The following is an 18,872-nucleotide window of genomic DNA, read 5'->3' on the forward strand; positions in this document are numbered from 1 at the left end:
GAAGTTCGTCGTTATTGTTGCTTTTGCCGTTTTTTGTGACCTTTTTTGACTTTGATGATCGGATTAATTCAAGATTTGCTTGCACATGAATTTGCATTATTTGACGAGGTAGTCAGGTACATTATTCATCAAGCTTTCAGAAATCGCTGGAGCTGGGCGATGAGTACGTTCGGCTTAATTGGCTCGGCTTATTTTCTGATACCTTTGATTATTACTGCAGTTGTGTGGATATGGATTAACGAAAAAAACCGGCGGCTTGAGCTGACGTTTCTGGCCGTTGTCATCATTGGCGGGGAAGTACTGGATGAAGGACTTCGTTTGTTGTTTCACCGCCCCGGCCCCATCGGTTCAAGCCTGCCGTTCACTTTTCCGAGTGAGCAATCGTTTATTTCCCTTTCCATCTACGGGTTCGCCGCCTATTTGCTGTTTCGGCACTCCGGCAGCGCAATCGCACGCATATCCGCTATTTTAATCGTCATTGTTATGTGTTTAGCGGTTGGAGTAAGCCGAATCTACTTTGATATTCAATATCCCAGCGATGTTGCGGCAGGGTATGCGTTCGGCGGAACATGGCTCAGTTTAAATGTGATTGTATTGGAAATTCTTCGTATGATCCGCAATGACAAATAATTGGCCCGCGGCTGTTACATTCACTTGAAAATGGGCATTTGTGATGTGTCTTTGACAGGGCAATTGCCATATAGTGATATTGCCTAACAGACTAATCCAAATTCAAAAGGAGTGTATGTTTTGCCGGACACCACAAATCCACGTGACGTCTATGGAGCTCTCAGCCCCATTCATGCAGCAGGCCATCAGTTTGTTCTTTCGGAATATTTTCATCGGCTTAAAATGGCCTTCGCTGCTGATCCCTTACTTTATTACCAATATGCGGCACAAGAACATCACCACAAAACTCTTGCCTATCGTTATCTGCAGCTGGAACCCGTTTAATACGGGTTTTTTTTTCTTTTAGCTTTATGAACATTTACGAGGAAAGAAGATGGTTCAAATAACAGGGTCCGCGTTAAAAAAGGGTGTACGTCGATTCGGCAGAAGAGGAGGATGACATTACGATGGCACAAGTTAATTTGGCGGTAGTATATTACAGTTCAACAGGCACGAACTATCAGTTAGCCCAGTGGGCGGCTGAAGGCGGACGGCAAGCGGGTGCCGAAGTGAAAATCTATAAAGTCCAAGAGTCAGCGCCGCAGTCCGTGATCGATTCCAATCCGGCGTGGAAAGCTCATGCGCAGACCGCGAACAACGTTCCCGTAATTACCCCCGATGATGTGGTGCAGGCAGACGCCATCATTTTCAGCATGCCGACACGTTACGGAAACATGGCCGCGCAGATGAAGCAATTCCTGGATTCAACCGGCGGGATTTGGGCGCAAGGAAAAACGGTCAATAAAGTCGTAAGCGCAATGACGTCAGCTCAAAACGCTCACGGCGGACAAGAAGCCACCATTCTTTCGCTGTATACGATGATGTACCATTGGGGCGCCATCGTTGTCGCGCCGGGATATACCGATCAATCAGTTTTTACCGCGGGCGGTAATCCATATGGGACAAGCGTTTCCGTAGATCAGGACGGCAAAATGAAAGAGGACGTGAAAGCAGCTGCCATTCACCAAGCCAAGCGCGTTGTCACCGTTGCCGAGGCTTTGAAAAAAGGCTTGCAAGGATAAGACCGCGCATAAAGAACAGCCTTCAAGAAGACAATAATTGGAAAACTCTTGAAGGGGTATCGGAATGCATCTGTATGCGAAAGTGATCATTTCCTTTTTCTTTCTTCTTCTGTTAACAAGAATTATGGGGAAGAAGCAGATGAGTCAGCTGACGCATTTCAATTATATAACCGGTATTACGCTAGGTAGTTTAAGCGCATCTGTCATAACCGAGAAGCACATTCCCCTATACCAGGGATTACTCGCAGTGGGTATTTGGTCCGGGTTGACGCTGCTGCTCGGATTTATATCCACCAAATCACGATCGGTAAAGAGGATGATTGACGGGGCACCGATGATTTTGATCCGGCATGGCCGTGTGGACCAAAAAGCATTGGCTTCGACCAAAATTACGATCGACGATATGATCCTCCTGCTTCGGCAGAAAGATGTTTTTTCGGTCTCTGAAGTGGACTTAGCGATACTCGAATCAAACGGAAGTATCAGTATATATAAAAAGCAAGAGCAAACGCCCGCAGCTAAATATATCCCCACTCAGATCGTCGCGGACGGACAAGCGTTGAAGAAGAACCTGAATGAACTGGGTTTATCCGAGAGCTGGCTGCTGCACGAGCTTGCTAAAACCGGCGGCCGGAACACCAGGATAAAAGATATCTTCTATGCCGAAGTTCTCGGTGACGGTTCTCTGCATGTTGAACGGTACACCGGGCGTTAGCGCCTGAACAACAAAAAAACCAGCAGATCCGGAAGTAACCGGGCGGCTGGTTTTTCATGTGCGTTAAGGTTATGCGTAGTGTTTCACAACACGGCGGGCGGTCACATAATTTTTCTTCCAATAGCTGGAGCTTAGTTTCGAGAATTTCACCGATTTCCCTGCGGCATGAAGGATCTTTCCGTATCCGGCATACACGGCGACATGTCCGATTCCGGAGCGGCCGGGACTTTTGAAGAATACGAGGTCGCCTTTGCTCAAGTTGGCTTTTGATACTCTGATTCCTTTTGCAGCTTGTGCCCGTGAAGTACGGGGCAGGTAAATGCCGTTCTTTTTGAAAATGAATTGGGTGAAGGATGAGCAGTCAAAGGCGTATGTAACACCCGATGGAGCTCCGAAACGATATTTAACTCCCAAATACTTGGCACCCGTTTTGATAATTTTATTCGTTTTAGGTGTCGCAGCTTCCGCTGTGCCGGCTTGTCCGAAACCGAGACCGGTAAATCCGATTGCTGCGCAAATACCTACGCTGATTACTTTGCGAAAGAGTTTTGTTGTCTGAAACACTATGTGATATCCCTCCAGTTATTTGATTAGCAAGTTAAGAAACAATATACCAGAAACAAAACGCCCTAATTTTTCCCAACAAGAGCGATTTCCGCATAACAGCAAGGATTTATGCCTATCCTTAGAAAACAATGAGAAGTCTTTAATGCAGAGATGAGCGGATACTCTGGGAAAGAATCGTGACTTAGTCAGACACAAATTTAGTGCTATAATAGTGATTACAGAAACGGAAAGAGTCCAGGACCTCCCGGTTTTGGGCTCTTTTCGCTTGATAGGTAAAGATGAAGAGAAAGGTCGTGCCTTTAATATGGAACTGTCGGACAACGTAAAATTGACATCTTTGTCGAGCAAGGGCGGCTGCGGCTGTAAGATCGGGCCGGCCGATCTCATGCAAGTCATAAGGAGCCTTCCCCCGGCGCCCGGAAATCCGGACTTGCTGGTGGGGTTGGATACGAGCGACGATGCAGGCGTGTATAGATTGAACGATGAAACGGCACTTGTGCAGACGGTTGATTTCTTTACGCCGATCGTGGATGATCCCTATGATTTCGGGCAAGTGGCGGCCGCGAACGCAATCAGCGATATTTATGCAATGGGCGGTAAACCTTTAACGGTATTAAACATTGTCGCGTTTCCTATTTCCACGTTGGACAAGCGTATTCTGGCGGATATATTGCGGGGCGCTGCGGACAAAGTTCAGGAGGCTGGAGCGACACTTGTCGGAGGGCACTCCATCGATGACAAAGAGCCGAAATTCGGACTTGCCGTGACGGGGATCATCCACCCTGCCAAGATCCGCACTAACGCTGGGGCCCAACCCGGCGACCGGCTGATCCTGACCAAACCGATCGGCGTGGGGATTCTGACGACTTCTATCAAAAAAGATCAATTGACGGATGAAGAAACGAAACGGCTCACCAAAGTGATGGCAACACTGAATAAGACAGCCGCTGAAGTGATGGAGAAATATGACGTTCATGCGTGCACGGACGTAACGGGCTTCGGTCTAATCGGACATGCGCTGGAGATGGCAAAAGGCAGCAAAGTCGGCTTAACCGTTACCGCTGAGGATGTTCCGTTGCTGCCAAGAGTGAGGGAGCTCGCGGATAAGGGCTTTGTGCCGGGCGGAACGAAGAACAATTTCGCACATGTAGAGAACGATGTTTCATTTCCGGATACGATGGATCAGACAGGCCGTTGGATTTTGTGCGATGCCGTTACATCCGGGGGTCTCCTGATTTCGGTAAAAGGAGAGCAAGCGGAACAACTTCTGCAAGAATTAAGGGATTCGGGTGTTGAAGCGAGCTTGATCGGTGAAGTCATTGCGGATCATCCGGGACATATTACGGTGAAATAAGAGGGGTTATCGAGAATGTTTCAAGACTTGACAATGGAGGAGTTAGCCGAGCTTCGGAACCGCAAAGATTTCGTACTCATCGATGTAAGATCACCTTCCGAATTTGAGGATTCGACGATTCCGGGAAGCTTGAACATTCCATTGTTCGATGACGACGAGCGAGCGGAGATCGGCACGCTGTATAAACAGGTAAGCGTTCAGGCGGCCAAAGAGAGAGGGCTGGAGATCGTATCGGCCAAGCTGCCGGCATTCATCAAGCGATTCTCCGAGATTCCCGGGAACAAGGCCGTTTTCTGCTGGCGGGGCGGAATGCGGAGCAGAACGACGGCAACACTGCTCTCCCTGATGAACATTCATGCTTATCGGCTGACGGGAGGATTCCGAGCTTACCGCCAGTGGGTTATTGCGCATTTGAACGAGGCGGCAGCCGGGTTTAAACCTGTTTCGTATGTTCTTAACGGCTACACAGGAAGCGGCAAAACCGCGATACTCCGATATCTCAAAGAACGGGGGCATCCCGTTCTGGATTTTGAGGATATGGCCGGTCACCGAGGATCGATATTCGGGCATATCGGCCGTAAAGCCAGCAATCAAAAAACGTTCGATTCCTTGCTGATCGAAGAGCTGATCCGTTACAGGCAAGCGCCTTATATCTTCTTTGAAGCGGAGAGCAAACGAATCGGGAACGTCACGCTGCCCGACCCGTTGGTAGAAAAGAAACAACGGGCGCATCAGCTATGGATCGAGCTCCCTTTGAAAGAACGTGTGCACAACATCCTGGATGACTATCGTCCTGAACAATTTGCTGAAGAATGCTTGCAGTCGTTTCTTAAAATCAAGCCGCGGCTGCATACGCCGATTGCAGCGGAAATCGAGAAGAGCATGAGGGAACAAGATTACCGCCGAGCCGTAGAACTGCTGCTCGTTCATTACTATGATCCCCGGTATGACCATACCGTCTCCGAGTACGAACCGGAGAAGCGGACGGTCATCCGCGCGGAATCTGCACTAGCAGCGGCAGAGAAAGTGGAGAAATTCCTTGCCGGGAGGGGAGCGGCTGAATGTCAAAAGAAGCCCGTGAAAGCTCGCTGAAGCAGATTTACCTCGATTATAACGCGAGTACTCCGATTGCACCGGAGGTATTGCACGAGATGCAGCCATTCCTGACGGATTGCTTCGGCAATCCGTCTTCTTCTCATTGGGCGGCCGATCAGCTTCATGACGCCATAGAAGAAGCACGCGCCAAGGTCGCCGCGCTGATCGGTTCTGCTCCTGACGAAATCGTCTTCACAAGCGGAGCAAGCGAGGCCAATAATCTGGCATTGAAAGGCATCTATTACGCGCTTCGCCGCAAAGGCAGCCACATTATCACTACCGGCATAGAACACCCCGCAATTCTAGGGCCTGCTCGTTTCTTGGAATCTATCGGCGCCGAAGTCACATACGTGCAAGTTGATGAGTACGGTGTCGTGTCTCCGGAGGACATTGAGAAAGCCATCACGGATCGGACGATACTCATTTCCGTCATGCATGCCAATAACGAAACGGGATCCATACAGCCGATCGCCGAAATTGCGCATATCGCGTGCCGACACGGTGTATACCTGCATTCGGATGCCGCTCAAACCATAGGCAAGATTCCTGTTCGCGTGGATGAGCTTGGCGTGGACATGCTCTCGCTTGCGGGTCATAAGTTCTATGCGCCCAAAGGGATCGGAGCCTTATATATTCGGAAAGGTACGTCGATCGAGCCTCTGATCCATGGGGCCGGACATGAGTCCGGGATGCGCGCGGGTACGGAGAACGTTCCATATATCGTGGGGCTCGGTAAAGCGGCGGAGCTTGTCCGCGAAGGACATGAACACAATCGGATCGATGAGCTTGGCAAGCTGTTCTGGTCACAAATGAAAGCCCACTTTCAAGATGCCGTTTCGTTGAACGGCCACCCGGTGAATCGACTGCCGAATACTTTTAATATCAACTTCCACGGATACAGCGGACAGGAAATTCTCGGGCGAATGCCTGAGATTGCGGCGTCCACAGGTTCCGCATGCCATTCGGGGCAGACAACTCTATCGCCGGTCCTGGCAGCTATGAAGGTGCCGGTTGAGAGAGGCGGAGGGGCGGTACGCATCAGCCTCGGGAGATATACCGACGAGCATATGGTGCGGGCAGCCGTCTCTATGTTCAAAGAAAGAGTTCCGATTTATGGTTAGATTAATATCTTTACTGCTCGTCGTTGTGGTGGCGGGGATGAGCCAAGGCTTGCTGCTGCCGCTGCTCTCGATCCTGCTGGAAAGGGCAGGCGTATCGTCGGATCTGAACGGCATGAACTCCATGGCCTTATATATCGGGATATTTTTTACGATGTTTGTTGTTGAAAAGCCTGTCATCCGGTTTGGATATAAAAGAGTCATTATAGCGGGAATGATATTGGTTACGCTGACGACGCTGCTATTTCCCCTAACCCAGTCGCTTGCCGTATGGTTCGTGCTTCGAATGCTCGTTGGCGTGGGAGACAGCTCGCTTCATTTCGCCACCCAGTTATGGATCGTCACTTCGAGCCCTGCGGACCGCCGCGGAAGATATATTTCCTTATATGGAATGGCGTACGGAGCGGGTTTCAGCTTGGGGCCGCTCGGCATTAATTTGCTGCCTCTCGGGCCTACGGTTCCCTTTTTAGTCTCGAGTTTATTTTTTGCCGCCGTGCTTCTGTTAGTACTCCGAATCCCCAATGAAATTCCGGAGCGAGTCGCCAAAAGCGCATCGGAAGAGAACCGTTTTGTCCGTACCTACCGTTTAGTGTGGTTCGCCCTTATTCCAAGCTTTCTGTACGGTATTATGGAAGCTACGATGAACAGCAGCTTTCCTTTGTACGGACTTCGTATCGACTTGAATCAGCAATGGATATCCCTGCTGCTCGTTGCGTTCGGAATCGGAGGACTCATTCTGCAGCTGCCGCTCGGAATATGGAGTGATAAAATCGGCCGTAAGCCGGTGCTGATGACTTGCGGGGCAGTGGGCGCGCTTCTGTTCTTTGCAATTCCGGCAGCGGGAGATAACTTGCCGTTGTTGTTTATTTTTTTCTCTTTAGCCGGGGGATTGGTGGGGTCGTTTTTCTCGCTGGGTCTGGCCTATGCCGCGGACAATTTACCGAGACGGATTTTGCCGGCTGCGAACGTCATTGCATCGATCCACTTCAGCATCGGGAGTATATTGGGGCCGGGAATAGGCGGCTACGGAATCCGTTATATTTCAAATCACAGTATGTTTCTGTTCTTGGGCGCGGGTTTCTTGTTGTTCGCCGTGTTGGGTTTTCTGTTTCGACCCAAACGGGCAGCGGAGGCGTTGACAGCCTGATCTCATGCGAATCAGATCATGCGGTGTCAATTGTTCGGCGGTTGGGCATGCTACCCCTTAAGGTGGTGACTTCCTTTTGTGGACAATCAAGGCAAGGCATGTGCGCGATGTCGATGGCGGAACAGCGGCGTTGGAATTGCAAACGGACGACAGGCTTCTTGATGTAAACGTTCGGTGGGACGGCTGCATGGAAATTCATATGTATTCGCGGACCGAAGAGAACCGTGAGCTGAAGGATATGTTTCATACGTGCGATCTCAAAGCTCTCATCGAAACGTTGACGTCTTTGGATGGGGTGTGCCAGGACTATTTTCGAGAAGGCACCTATTGGGAAAGGGATCCGGAAGAGGAACTGCAGTCTCACAAGCTGGAAACGGGGTTTGTCTACCGATGAGCAGGGGAGCGCAGCATGTATCATTTATTTACACATAACGACCTTGACGGAGTCGGCTGCGGAATCGTTGCAAAATTCGCCTTCGGGGAAAATGTGGAAATCCGCTATAATTCCGTAGACGGACTGAATCCGGAAGTACAAAGGTTCATTGAGCGCATGTCCAATAAACGCAAGAAGAACGATTTCCTTTTCATCACGGATCTCTCCGTACACGAAGCGAATGCCACACGGCTAACAGAGTTCGCAGAATCCGGCGCTAAGGTGAAGCTGATCGACCATCACAAATCCGCTCTTCGGTTGAACGAATACCCCTGGCAGCGGTGACCGTAGCTTACGATGACGGAAGATTGGCGTCGGCGACCTCTCTCTTTTACGATTACGTGATTCAACAGGGGTTCATGCCGCCCAGTGAATCTCTCAGCCAGTTCGTCGAGCTGGTTCGTCAATACGATACGTGGGAATGGGAAGCCAATGAGAATCTCCAGGCCAGACGGTTGAACGACTTGTTTTTCCTATGGTCGATCGACGAATTTGAAGAGAATATGCTGGAGCGCATAAGGGCCGGCGGGCCGTTCTCCTTTAACGAATTTGAAGAAAAGCTTCTGGATCTGGAAGAAGAGAAGATCGAACGCTACGTTCGAAGGAAAAAGCGGGAGCTTGTGCAGACATTTATTGATGACCGCTGTGTCGGCATCGTGCATGCAGAGCTTTATCATTCCGAACTCTCGAGTGAGCTCGGCAAAGAGAACACGCATCTCGATTACATCGCAATATTAAATATGGGAGGCCGTAAGGTAAGCTTGCGGACGATCCATGATCATGTGGATGTATCGGAAATCGCCGGCAAATACGGCGGCGGAGGCCATGCGAAAGCGTCGGGCTGCCCCTTGACGGTTGAAGCCTATGAACAATATGTGGAGGCTCCGTTCGGCATCGAGCCGGTGCGCCCGGATGCTTATCGCAACCGGTTCAACGTTAAAGGCTCGGAGTACGGCAACTTATACGAAAACCGGGACGCCGACCAATTGTATGTGTTCACGACAGGCCGGAATTGGCGCATAGATCTGAACGGGCAAATATTAGACGAGGCTTTTTCATCTTTTGAAGAAGCCCAGCGTTTTGTGAAACGCCATCATCGAGTTTGGCTGGTCAGGGACGAGATGTTCGTGAAGTATTTAATGGAACATATGCTTGTTTCAAAAAAGGAATCGGACAGCGGTTTTAACGGTTTGGATCCGGTCATAACGGCTGCCGGGCATCCTGAAACAAACGCGTATCAACATTAATGAATAAAAAGGCGCATCGAGGCGAAAAATCAGAAGCACTCATACCAAAAACGGAATGGGTGCTTTATTATTTTTATATGATTTTCCTGCGACAATTTATTTTATTAATTGTGTTTCACTCGTATTTTATATGGGTACATAAACCTATGCGTCTAAAAACGAAACTGCATTTTTAATAGATGAATTCATGATTTCAGGAGGTCAAATGGACAATCCAGTCAACATTCTGCTCGTTGATGATCATCCGGAAAATCTAGTAGCAATAGAAGCGGTGCTTTCCGGCGAACCTTACCGTCTGGTACGGGCTTATTCGGGACGGGAAGCGTTACGATGCCTGCTTGATGAAGAATTTGCCGTCATCGTCATGGATGTCCAAATGCCGGACATGGATGGATTTGAGACGGCAAGTATTATTCGCACGCGCGAAAAATCGAAATATATACCGATTATTTTTTTAAGCGCAACAAGCAACAAACCCGAGCATTATTTCACCGGGTATTCCGTCGGCGCCATGGACTACATGACCAAGCCTTTTATCCCTCAAATATTGAAGTCCAAAATCGAGGGGTATGTAAGCATGTTCGAAGCAAACAAGGCGCTTCAAGTTCAAAGCGAATTGCTGCAGAGACAAACCAAGCAGTTGGAGAAATCGAATCAGGATCTTATCCAGGCAAAGGAATCGGCTGAAATCGCTTCAAGAGTGAAATCGGAATTCCTCGCGATGATGAGCCATGAAATACGAACTCCGCTCAACGGCATTATCGGAATGTCGGATTTGCTGCTTGCCTCGGATATTCCCGAGCAGTACGCCGAAATGGCGGAAATCATTCATAGAAGCGGCAATGCTCTTCTTTCCGTAATCAACCATATTCTGGACTTCTCCAAGATCGAGTCGGGCAAGCTGGAGCTGGACGATGAACCTTTCGTTCTTAACTATTGCTTGGTGGAGACGGTAGACTTATTTACGGCAAAATCTCGTGAACGGAATCTGGAGATGCTCGTCGTGCTGGATCCTTCGCTGCCGACATTCGTATCCGGCGATATGAACCGGCTCCGTCAGGTACTTATTAACCTGGTGGGCAATGCCGTGAAGTTCACCAACGAAGGCGGCGTTTATATTATCGTGAATAAGCTCGCGGAAGAGGAAGATTCTCTTACGATCGAGTTTATTGTCAAAGATACGGGAATCGGTATCCCATCAGATAAAATAGGCGATTTGTTTCAACCTTTTTCCCAATTGGACTCTTCCACCAGCCGCAAATTTGAGGGTACCGGCCTCGGATTGTCGATTTGCAAATCGTTGGTTGAGCTGATGGGAGGTACGATTCGCGTAGAGACGACGGAAGAGCAGGGAGCGACATTCATTTTCACGATAAAGGTGAAGCCGTACATTGCCAACGGGCCTCCGTTCGACCTTCCTGCCGATGTGACACAGCCGCTTTTCGAGTTCGACGAGTCTTTGGAAAACCCGCATACGGCACCGCTTAAAATACTGATCGGAGAGGACGATCCCGTCAATCGCAAATTAATGCGGCATATGCTCGCAACTCTCGGTTTAACCGCCGATCTTGCCGAGAATGGGGCGGAGGTACTAGAAGCGTTAAATCACGCAAAATACGACCTGCTGTTCCTGGATATTCAGATGCCGGTCAAAAACGGCTGGGAAACGGTTCGTGAAATCAAACAGCGGAGGCTGGCGGCTCCGCCATTCATTGTAGCAATGAGCGCGAATGTGTCGGAACAGACGAAGAAGAAATGCCAGTCCACGGGCATGGATCATTTTCTAGCTAAACCCATCCGGCTGGACCATGTGCGGAAGCTTATCCTGCAATATATGATGCAAGATATTAAATAGAAAAGAGACGCCGAGCGAACCCGTCGCTAATAAACCCATGGGGGATGAAATAATGGCCGACCAAAAGTCAACCGCTGCATCTACGAACGATCATTTAGATGCCGCCCAATTATTAAATGCGTTAATGGCAATGAAAAAAGGAGACTTCTCCTACCGGATGCCCTACGATCAAACGGGAATGTCCGGTAAGGTAGCCGATCTGTTTAATGAAATAATGGATTATCAAGAGAGTCTCGTTAACGAGGTCGAGACGGTTGCCAGGGTTGTAGGCAAAGAAGGAAAGCTAAGCAGAAGATTCGTTCACAAAAATATCGGCGGGTCGTGGGATACGGTAACGGAAGCTCTGAACGGCCTTGTTGTGGATTTGATCCAACCGACCAGCGAGATGGTTCGAGTCATCAATGCGGTAGCCAAAGGGGACTTGTCCCAAAAAGTGGAGCTCGAGTTTGAGGGCAGAGCTTTGACCGGTGAGTTCCAGCGCACGGCCAGCAACATCAATATGATGGTTAATCAGCTGAGCACATTTGCTTCAGAGGTTACGCGCGTTGCGCGTGAGGTCGGTACGGAGGGAATGCTGGGAGGACAAGCTGATGTAAAAGGCGTCTCCGGTACATGGAAAGACTTGACGGACAGCGTGAATAATATGGCCACCAATCTGACGGATCAGGTGCGTAATATCGCCGCCGTAACGACTGCCGTTGCGAACGGCGACCTGTCCAAGCAAATTACGGTTAATGCAAAAGGCGAAATTCTCGAACTGAAAAACACGATCAACACGATGGTGGACCAGCTTTCCACCTTCTCCTCCGAGGTTACGCGCGTGGCGCGCGAGGTCGGCACGGAAGGCAAGCTCGGCGGGCAAGCGGATGTTAAAGGTGTATCCGGCACATGGCGGGATTTGACCGAGAGCGTTAACTACATGGCGTCCAACCTGACGAATCAGGTGCGTAATATCGCTGTCGTAACGACTGCTGTCGCGAACGGCGACTTGTCGAAGAAAATCACGGCCGAGTTCTCGGGAGAAATCCTGGAGCTGAAAAATACGATCAATACAATGGTGGATCAACTTTCCACATTCGCATCCGAGGTTACGCGGGTGGCGCGCGAGGTCGGTACGGAAGGAATTCTCGGCGGCCAAGCGGACGTTAAGGGTGTATCCGGCACATGGCGGGATTTGACCGAGAGCGTTAACTATATGGCGAGCAATCTGACGAACCAGGTGCGTAACATCGCCGAGGTCACGACTGCCGTTGCGAAAGGCGACCTGTCAAAGACGATTACGGTAGACGCCAGAGGCGAGATCTTGCAGCTTAAAAGCACGATTAATATCATGGTCGATCAGCTCAGCAACTTTGCTTCCGAGGTTACCCGGGTAGCGCGCGAGGTTGGCACGGAAGGTATGCTTGGCGGTCAAGCTCAGGTTAAGGCGTTGCCGGAACATGGCGCGACTTGACCGAGAGCGTTAACTACATGGCTTCCAATCTGACGAACCAGGTGCGTAACATCGCCGTTGTAACGACAGCCGTCGCCAACGGAGACCTGTCGAAGCAAATCACAGCAGACGTACAGGGTGAAATGCTCGAACTGAAAAATACGATCAATACGATGGTGGACCAGCTTTCCACGTTCGCATCCGAAGTTACACGGGTGGCACGCGAGGTGGGTACCGAAGGCAAGCTGGGAGCCAGGCGCAGGTTAAAGGCGTAGGCGGAACATGGAAGGACTTGACCGAAAGCGTGAATAACATGGCGCGTAATCTTACGGACCAGGTGCGTAACATCGCCGGCGTTACGACAGCTGTTGCGAAGGGTGACCTGACCAAGAAGATTACCGTTGACGTTAAAGGTGAAATGCTCGAGCTGAAAGTCACGATGAATACGATGCTGGATCAGCTGAGCAACTTTGCTTCAGAGGTTACACGCGTTGCGCGCGAGGTCGGTACCGAAGGAAAGCTGGGAGCCCAGGCGGAGGTTAAAGACGTATCCGGTACTTGGAAAGACTTGACCGATACGGTTAACTATATGGCCAGCAACCTTACAGTACAGATGCGTAACATCGCCGGCGTTACAACGGCGGTTGCAAACGGTGACCTGTCTAAGAAAATTACCGTTGACGTTAAAGGCGAATTGCTTGAACTGAAAAATACGATCAACACGATGGTGGATCAGCTTAACTCGTTCGCTTCCGAGGTTACGCGGGTGGCGCGTGAGGTCGGTACGGACGGCAAGCTGGGCGGACAAGCCAGGTGCGCGGAGTCGGCGGGATCTGGAAGGACCTTACCGACAACGTTAATATCATGGCGACGAACTTGACCGATCAAGTGCGCGGAATCGCCAAGGTCGTTACCGCGGTCGCGAACGGTAATTTGAAACAGAAGCTTACGGTTGACGCCAAAGGCGAAATTGCCGAGCTGACCGATACGATCAATAACATGATCGATACGCTGGCAACTTTCGCGGATCAGGTCACAACAGTGGCACGTGAGGTTGGCGCCGAGGGTAAACTGGGCGGACAAGCGAGCGTTCCGGGAGCGGCCGGCACATGGCGTGACTTGACCGACAACGTTAACTACATGGCGAGTACGCTGACCACACAGGTGCGAGCCATCACGAACGTTGCGACCGCCGTTACGAAGGGCGATCTGTCCCGGTCGATCGACGTGTCGGCGTCAGGCGAAGTTGCGACTCTGAAAGATAACATCAACGAAATGATTCGCAACCTGAAGGAAACGACGCGAATCAATACCGATCAGGACTGGCTCAAAACCAACCTGGCCAAGTTCTCGCGGCTTCTGCAAGGACAGCGCGACCTGTATGCGGTGTGCCGCATGATTTTATCGGAATTGGCACCTTTGGTTTCCATGCAGCATGGTGTTATCTATATCAACGATCCGGTGGACGGCCAGCCTGTTCTTGAACTCTTCGCCAGCTACGCCTATCAGCATCGCAAGCATTTGTCCAACGAATATCGGGCAGGCCAAGGTCTGGTGGGGCAATGTCTGGTCGAGAAGCAGCGTATACTGCTGACCAACGTGCCGAGCGATTATGTAGTCATTTCGTCCGGTCTCGGTGAAGCGACGCCGCTGAATATCGTGCTGCTTCCGATTATTTTCGAGGAACAGGTGCTGGCTGTATTGGAGCTGGCTTCGTTCCGTCAATTCAGCGAAATCGATATCGCCTTCCTGGATCAGCTGACGGAATCCATCGGGATCGTCATTAATACGATGCAAGCGAATCAGCGTACGGAGGAACTGCTCATCCAGTCGCAATCGCTGACGGAAGAGCTGCAGAAACAGCAAATGGAGCTGCAGAACACGAATGAGGAGCTTGAGGAAAAAGCGAAGCTGCTCGTTGTTCAGAAAGCGGAAGTCGAAAGCAAGAACAATGAAGTTGAAGTCGCCAAACGTTTCCTGGAGGAAAAAGCCGATCAGCTCGCATTGACCTCCAGATACAAATCCGAGTTTTTGGCTAACATGTCCCATGAACTGCGTACGCCGTTGAATTCCCTGTTGCTGCTGGCGGAACAGCTTGCCGAGAATCCGGATCATAACCTGACCGACTATCAGGTGAAATTCGCCAAGACGATTCAAGATTCAGGCTATGAGCTGCTCAATCTAATCAATGACATTCTTGATCTGTCCAAGATTGAATCGGGAACGATCACGCCCGATTACAGTGATGTTTCCATACAAGAACTGGCTGACGGGATGGACCGGACTTTCCGCCACATGGTCGATGAGAAAACACTCGATTACAGAATCAAAATTGAGCAGGATGTTCCCTCAACGATTATGACGGATTCGAAAAGATTGCAGCAAGTATTGAAAAACCTGCTGTCCAACGCATTCAAATTCACGCAAGAAGGACAGATCATGCTGCTGATCCGCAAGGCGAGCGAAGGCTGGAACCCAAGCAATGATACGCTGAATCGCGCTCAATCGGTGCTTTGCTTCTCCGTCAGCGATACGGGTATCGGCATCGCGCCGGAAAAGCAGAAGATTATCTTCGAGGCGTTCCAACAGGCTGACGGCAGCACGAATCGGGAATACGGCGGAACAGGATTAGGGCTCGCTATTTCGAGAGAAATCGCCGAAATGTTAGGCGGTGAAATCTCGATTTACAGTGAAGTGAACAGCGGAAGTGTATTCAATCTGTACTTGCCTTTGGACACGGAAGCTCCACAGCCGGCTCCGAAGCAGAAACACATGCCTGAAGTGATTGATGTAACGCCGCCTAAGCGGACCCGCAGCTATGCGAATGCCGAGGACGTCATTACCGACGACCGCGACAACATTGAGCCCGGCGATCGTGTATTCCTGATTATTGAAGACGATCAGAAGTTTAATGAAATCATTCTTGAGGTTCTGCGCAAAAAAGGCATCAAGACGGTTATCAGCACTAAAGGTTTGGATGCTTTGGAATTGGTGCAAAAATACAATCCTGTTGCGATTACCCTCGATCTGCATCTAGGTGAGACGGATGGCGGGCTTGTGCTGGAGCATCTGAAAAATGATATCAATGTCCGCCATATTCCCGTCTGTGTCATCACGGTGGAGGAGGACGAAATTCAGCTCTTTCAGAAAGGCGTCTACGACTTTTTCTGTAAGCCGGTGAACAACGAAGAGCTGGAAAATGCTTTGGACAAGTTAAACGCCTTCGCCGACAAAAGCGTGAAAAGCCTGCTTGTGGTGGCCAAGGATGATCAGCTGCGACAAAAGTTCGTGGAATTGCTCGACAATACCGACATTAAAATCACTGCCGTAGAAACGGGGCGCAAAGCTTAAATCAATTGAATTCGAAAGAGTTTGACTGTATATTGCTGGATAATGATCTTCCGGAAATGAATGTAGTACGGTTTGTACGCGACATGCACAAAAATCCGAATAACAAATATGTGCCGATTGTGATCAACCGCAGCAAGAAGCTTTCTCCGGAAATACAGAGCGAAATGGACGAATTGTCGAAAACGGCCGTTATCAAAGAAGTAAAGACACATGTTCAGATCATGGACGAAACCACCTTGTTCCTGCACCGGAAAGCGGAAAATCTGCCGTCCGGTTCAAGAGAGGCGCTTGAGAAAGTTCACAAGTCGGATGAGATGATCGAGTACAAAAACGTGCTCGTCGTCGATGACGACATCCGCAATATCTTTGCTCTTACTACGATTTTGGAACGGCATCATATGAAAGTCATCCCGGCGGAGAACGGCCAGGACGCGATCTCGATTCTGGAGCAAAATCCGAACATCGAGATCGTGCTGATGGACATTATGATGCCTGTAATGGACGGCTATGAGACAACCCGTGCGATTCGTCAAATACCGGAATTCAAGGAACTGCCTATTATCGCTCTGACTGCCAAAGCGATGAAAGGGGATCGGGAGCTCTGCCTGGAAGCAGGCGCTTCGGATTACATTACGAAGCCGGTTAACAGCGCTCATCTCCTTGCCATGATGCGTACATGGCTGGATAAGTAAACATCCGGGTAAAGAAAGAACACGCAGGCTGTCATGCTGCGTGTTCTTTTCATTGTTCAGGATTAATTTGACATCAAATCAGTGCCTGCGTATAATTGTTCGCATGCGAAATATTTGGCTGCGAACATTCTGGGACGGAGAGTGAAGGGATTGAACGAACAGCAGCGCCTGCGAGAGCTGTTCACTTCTTTTCGGGAAGTGAATCAGGCGTATTACCAGGCCATTCAGCAGATCACCGGAAGTAATGGCATTACGCCGATCCAGTTTTTTACGCTTCGCATGTTATCGGAGCATCCGAACATTGGGCTTAACGAGCTTGCCGAGCGGATTCGGTCAACGAGCAGTACGGCAAGCGGGATTATCGACCGGATGGTGAAGGCAGGCTGGGTATCACGCAACATTCCCGACACAGACCGCCGTTCCGTCGAGCTGAAACTTACCGGCAAGGGGGAGGAGATGTGTCGGCGCATCGAAGAAATTCGTACGAACCGGCTGTCGGGTCTATCTGAAATACCCGAAGAGGATCACAATCATCTGCTCAGGATTTTAGGCAACATCTCACAAATTTTACACAAAAGCAAAGAGGGAGACCCGCATGATTGAAAATTTGAAAAGAGGCCCGATCGTAGCATCGATCTTGATCGCCTCGTTTGTCGCGTTCCTGAGCCAGACACTGCTCAACGTGGCACTTCCGAAGATGATGGACGATTTGGACATCGGCGCAAATACCATTCAGTGGCTTGCAACCGGTTATATGCTTGTGAATGGTGTCTTGGTTCCGATCAGCGCGTTCTTGATCGACCGTTTTACAACACGCAAGTTGTTTATAGCAGCCACGACTTTATTTACAATCGGCACGGTCGTCTGTGCAGTTGCGCTTAACTTTCCTGCATTACTTACCGGTCGTTTAATTCAGGCAGCAGGCGCAGGTATTCTCATGCCGCTGATGTCAATCGTGTTCCTCACGATCTTCCCGATTGAACAGAGGGGGAAAGCGATGGGAATGATGGGGCTTGCCATGATATTGGCACCGGCTATCGGCCCGACGCTGTCCGGCTGGGTTGTGGAGCACTACTCTTGGAGAGTTCTGTTCTACATCGTTCTGCCTTTCTCGCTCTTCGGACTTATCTATGGCGCAATTAACATGAAGAATGTTACGAAGACATCGCTGCCGAAGCTTGATGTGCTGGGCGTTATTCTATCCACACTTGGTTTTGGCGGATTACTGTACGGTTTCAGTGATGCAGGTGCTGACGGCTGGGGAAGCATCAGGGTGCAGATCAGCCTATTGGTCGGAGTGCTGGCTTTACTGTTCTTCCTATGGCGCCAACTCACAGTGCAAAGGCCGATTCTGGAATTCCGCGTGTTCCGGTTCGATATGTACTCTTTAACGACAGTAATTAACGTCATTATTACAATGGCGATGTTCTCCGGAATGATCCTGCTGCCGATATACCTGCAGACGATTCGCGGGTTTACGGCATTCGAGTCCGGATTGCTGCTGCTTCCCGGAGCGATCTTAATGGGAATTATGTCTCCGATCACCGGGATCGTTTTTGACAAAATCGGAGCCCGTTGGCTTTCTGTAGTGGGTCTGGCCATAACGGTAATTACAACGTATGAATTCAGCCTCTTAACGGCGGAGACCACCTATAACCACCTGATTATCATGTATACGCTTCGCATGTTCGGCATGTCCTTGATGATGATGCCGATCCAGACGGCCGGTATGAACCAGCTGCCTCAGCGTCTGAACGCCCATGGCTCGGCAATGTCGCAAACGCTTCGTAACGTCGCCGGTGCGCTTGGCACTGCTTTCCTCGTGACGATGATGACCACTACAGCCAAATCTCACGGCAAAGACTTGGTTATCTCGCGGGGAATAGACCCGACAGATCCGGCAAATCAAGCGGTGATGAAGCAAATTACCGGCCAAGCGACATTGTACGGCATCAATTACTCTTTTATCATTGCCACTTGGATGGCTGCAGCTGCATTGGTTCTCGCATTTTTCATCCGTAAAGTCCAGTTCCACAAGGAAGTCGAAGTTGCAAGATCAACTGAAGTTCAGCATAAGGCAAGCAGTTCCGTATCATCTTCGCAATAAGCAAATAAGAATCACCGTCAACAGCCATCTTATTTACGGCTGAAGGACGGTGATCTTTTGTTGCACCT

At 50.0% G+C, this 18,872-nt stretch carries 18 protein-coding genes and 1 pseudogene; 18 read left to right on the plus strand and 1 reads right to left on the minus strand.

Annotated features, from left to right (window positions below):
- Positions 1–159 precede the first annotated feature (159 nt).
- From SD71_RS22700 to SD71_RS21005, 4 genes are all read left to right on the plus strand, one after another.
- A complete protein-coding gene (locus SD71_RS22700; protein WP_161793428.1) occupies positions 160–630 on the plus strand; it encodes a phosphatase PAP2 family protein in 471 nt (156 codons plus the stop codon).
- 120 nt (positions 631–750) lie between these two features.
- Positions 751–954: a hypothetical protein gene (locus SD71_RS23785; RefSeq protein WP_152619537.1), complete on the plus strand. Its 204-nt coding sequence runs from the start codon at positions 751–753 to the stop codon at positions 952–954.
- Between the two features lie 122 nt (positions 955–1,076).
- Complete coding sequence (gene wrbA / locus SD71_RS21000; RefSeq protein WP_041067750.1) at positions 1,077–1,691, plus strand: NAD(P)H:quinone oxidoreductase; 615 nt, start codon at positions 1,077–1,079, stop codon at positions 1,689–1,691.
- 64 nt (positions 1,692–1,755) lie between these two features.
- The gene (locus SD71_RS21005; RefSeq protein ID WP_041067753.1) at positions 1,756–2,406 is read left to right on the plus strand and encodes a DUF421 domain-containing protein; all 651 of its coding nucleotides are present in this window, start codon (positions 1,756–1,758) and stop codon (positions 2,404–2,406) included.
- A 69-nt stretch (positions 2,407–2,475) separates the two neighbouring features.
- Here the strand turns inward: SD71_RS21005 and SD71_RS21010 are convergent, their stop codons facing one another.
- A complete protein-coding gene (locus tag SD71_RS21010) occupies positions 2,476–2,970 on the minus strand; it encodes a C40 family peptidase (RefSeq protein WP_041067756.1) in 495 nt (164 codons plus the stop codon).
- 307 nt (positions 2,971–3,277) lie between these two features.
- Between SD71_RS21010 and selD the strand changes: the two genes are divergently transcribed.
- The 14 genes and pseudogenes from selD to SD71_RS21060 all read left to right on the plus strand — a co-directional run bounded on the left by selD (position 3,278) and on the right by SD71_RS21060 (position 18,804).
- A complete protein-coding gene (gene selD, locus SD71_RS21015; protein WP_041068046.1) occupies positions 3,278–4,327 on the plus strand; it encodes a selenide, water dikinase SelD in 1,050 nt (349 codons plus the stop codon).
- 15 nt (positions 4,328–4,342) lie between these two features.
- Entirely contained in the window at positions 4,343–5,419 is a 1,077-nt protein-coding gene (gene mnmH / locus SD71_RS21020) for a tRNA 2-selenouridine(34) synthase MnmH (protein ID WP_052476493.1), read from the plus strand.
- Complete coding sequence (locus SD71_RS21025; RefSeq protein ID WP_235427287.1) at positions 5,389–6,543, plus strand: cysteine desulfurase family protein; 1,155 nt, start codon at positions 5,389–5,391, stop codon at positions 6,541–6,543. Before mnmH ends, SD71_RS21025 begins: the two co-directional genes overlap by 31 nt.
- Positions 6,536–7,687: an MFS transporter gene (locus tag SD71_RS21030; RefSeq protein ID WP_041067759.1), complete on the plus strand. Its 1,152-nt coding sequence runs from the start codon at positions 6,536–6,538 to the stop codon at positions 7,685–7,687. Before SD71_RS21025 ends, SD71_RS21030 begins: the two co-directional genes overlap by 8 nt.
- Positions 7,688–7,763: 76 nt before the next feature.
- Positions 7,764–8,081, plus strand: a complete 318-nt coding sequence (locus SD71_RS21035) for a hypothetical protein (RefSeq protein ID WP_052476494.1) — start codon at positions 7,764–7,766, stop codon at positions 8,079–8,081.
- 15 nt (positions 8,082–8,096) lie between these two features.
- Positions 8,097–9,286: pseudogene (locus tag SD71_RS21040) on the plus strand (DHH family phosphoesterase); the annotation flags it as partial.
- 286 nt (positions 9,287–9,572) lie between these two features.
- Positions 9,573–11,222 (plus strand): response regulator, encoded by a 1,650-nt coding sequence (locus tag SD71_RS21045; protein ID WP_041067761.1) that lies wholly within the window; start codon positions 9,573–9,575, stop codon positions 11,220–11,222.
- 52 nt (positions 11,223–11,274) lie between these two features.
- A complete protein-coding gene (locus SD71_RS25250) occupies positions 11,275–12,675 on the plus strand; it encodes a HAMP domain-containing protein (RefSeq protein ID WP_235427288.1) in 1,401 nt (466 codons plus the stop codon).
- Positions 12,676–12,692: 17 nt separating this feature from the next.
- Positions 12,693–12,929, plus strand: coding sequence for a HAMP domain-containing protein (locus SD71_RS25255; protein WP_235427290.1), 237 nt, complete (start codon positions 12,693–12,695; stop codon positions 12,927–12,929).
- Between the two features lie 17 nt (positions 12,930–12,946).
- Positions 12,947–13,534: a HAMP domain-containing protein gene (locus SD71_RS25260; protein WP_235427291.1), complete on the plus strand. Its 588-nt coding sequence runs from the start codon at positions 12,947–12,949 to the stop codon at positions 13,532–13,534.
- Positions 13,468–16,005 carry an ATP-binding protein gene (locus SD71_RS25265; protein ID WP_235427293.1) on the plus strand — a complete coding sequence of 846 codons (2,538 nt, stop codon included), beginning with the start codon at positions 13,468–13,470 and terminating at the stop codon, positions 16,003–16,005. Before SD71_RS25260 ends, SD71_RS25265 begins: the two co-directional genes overlap by 67 nt.
- A gap of 32 nt (positions 16,006–16,037) precedes the next feature.
- Complete coding sequence (locus SD71_RS25270; protein WP_235427296.1) at positions 16,038–16,697, plus strand: response regulator; 660 nt, start codon at positions 16,038–16,040, stop codon at positions 16,695–16,697.
- Between the two features lie 150 nt (positions 16,698–16,847).
- Entirely contained in the window at positions 16,848–17,300 is a 453-nt protein-coding gene (locus tag SD71_RS21055; RefSeq protein WP_041067764.1) for a MarR family winged helix-turn-helix transcriptional regulator, read from the plus strand.
- Positions 17,293–18,804, plus strand: a complete 1,512-nt coding sequence (locus tag SD71_RS21060; RefSeq protein ID WP_041067767.1) for a DHA2 family efflux MFS transporter permease subunit — start codon at positions 17,293–17,295, stop codon at positions 18,802–18,804. The genes SD71_RS21055 and SD71_RS21060 overlap by 8 nt, the downstream gene beginning before the upstream one ends.
- Positions 18,805–18,872 lie beyond the last annotated feature (68 nt).

It is taken from the genome of Cohnella kolymensis (assembly GCF_000829465.1).
GTDB classification, from domain to species: domain Bacteria; phylum Bacillota; class Bacilli; order Paenibacillales; family Paenibacillaceae; genus Cohnella; species Cohnella kolymensis.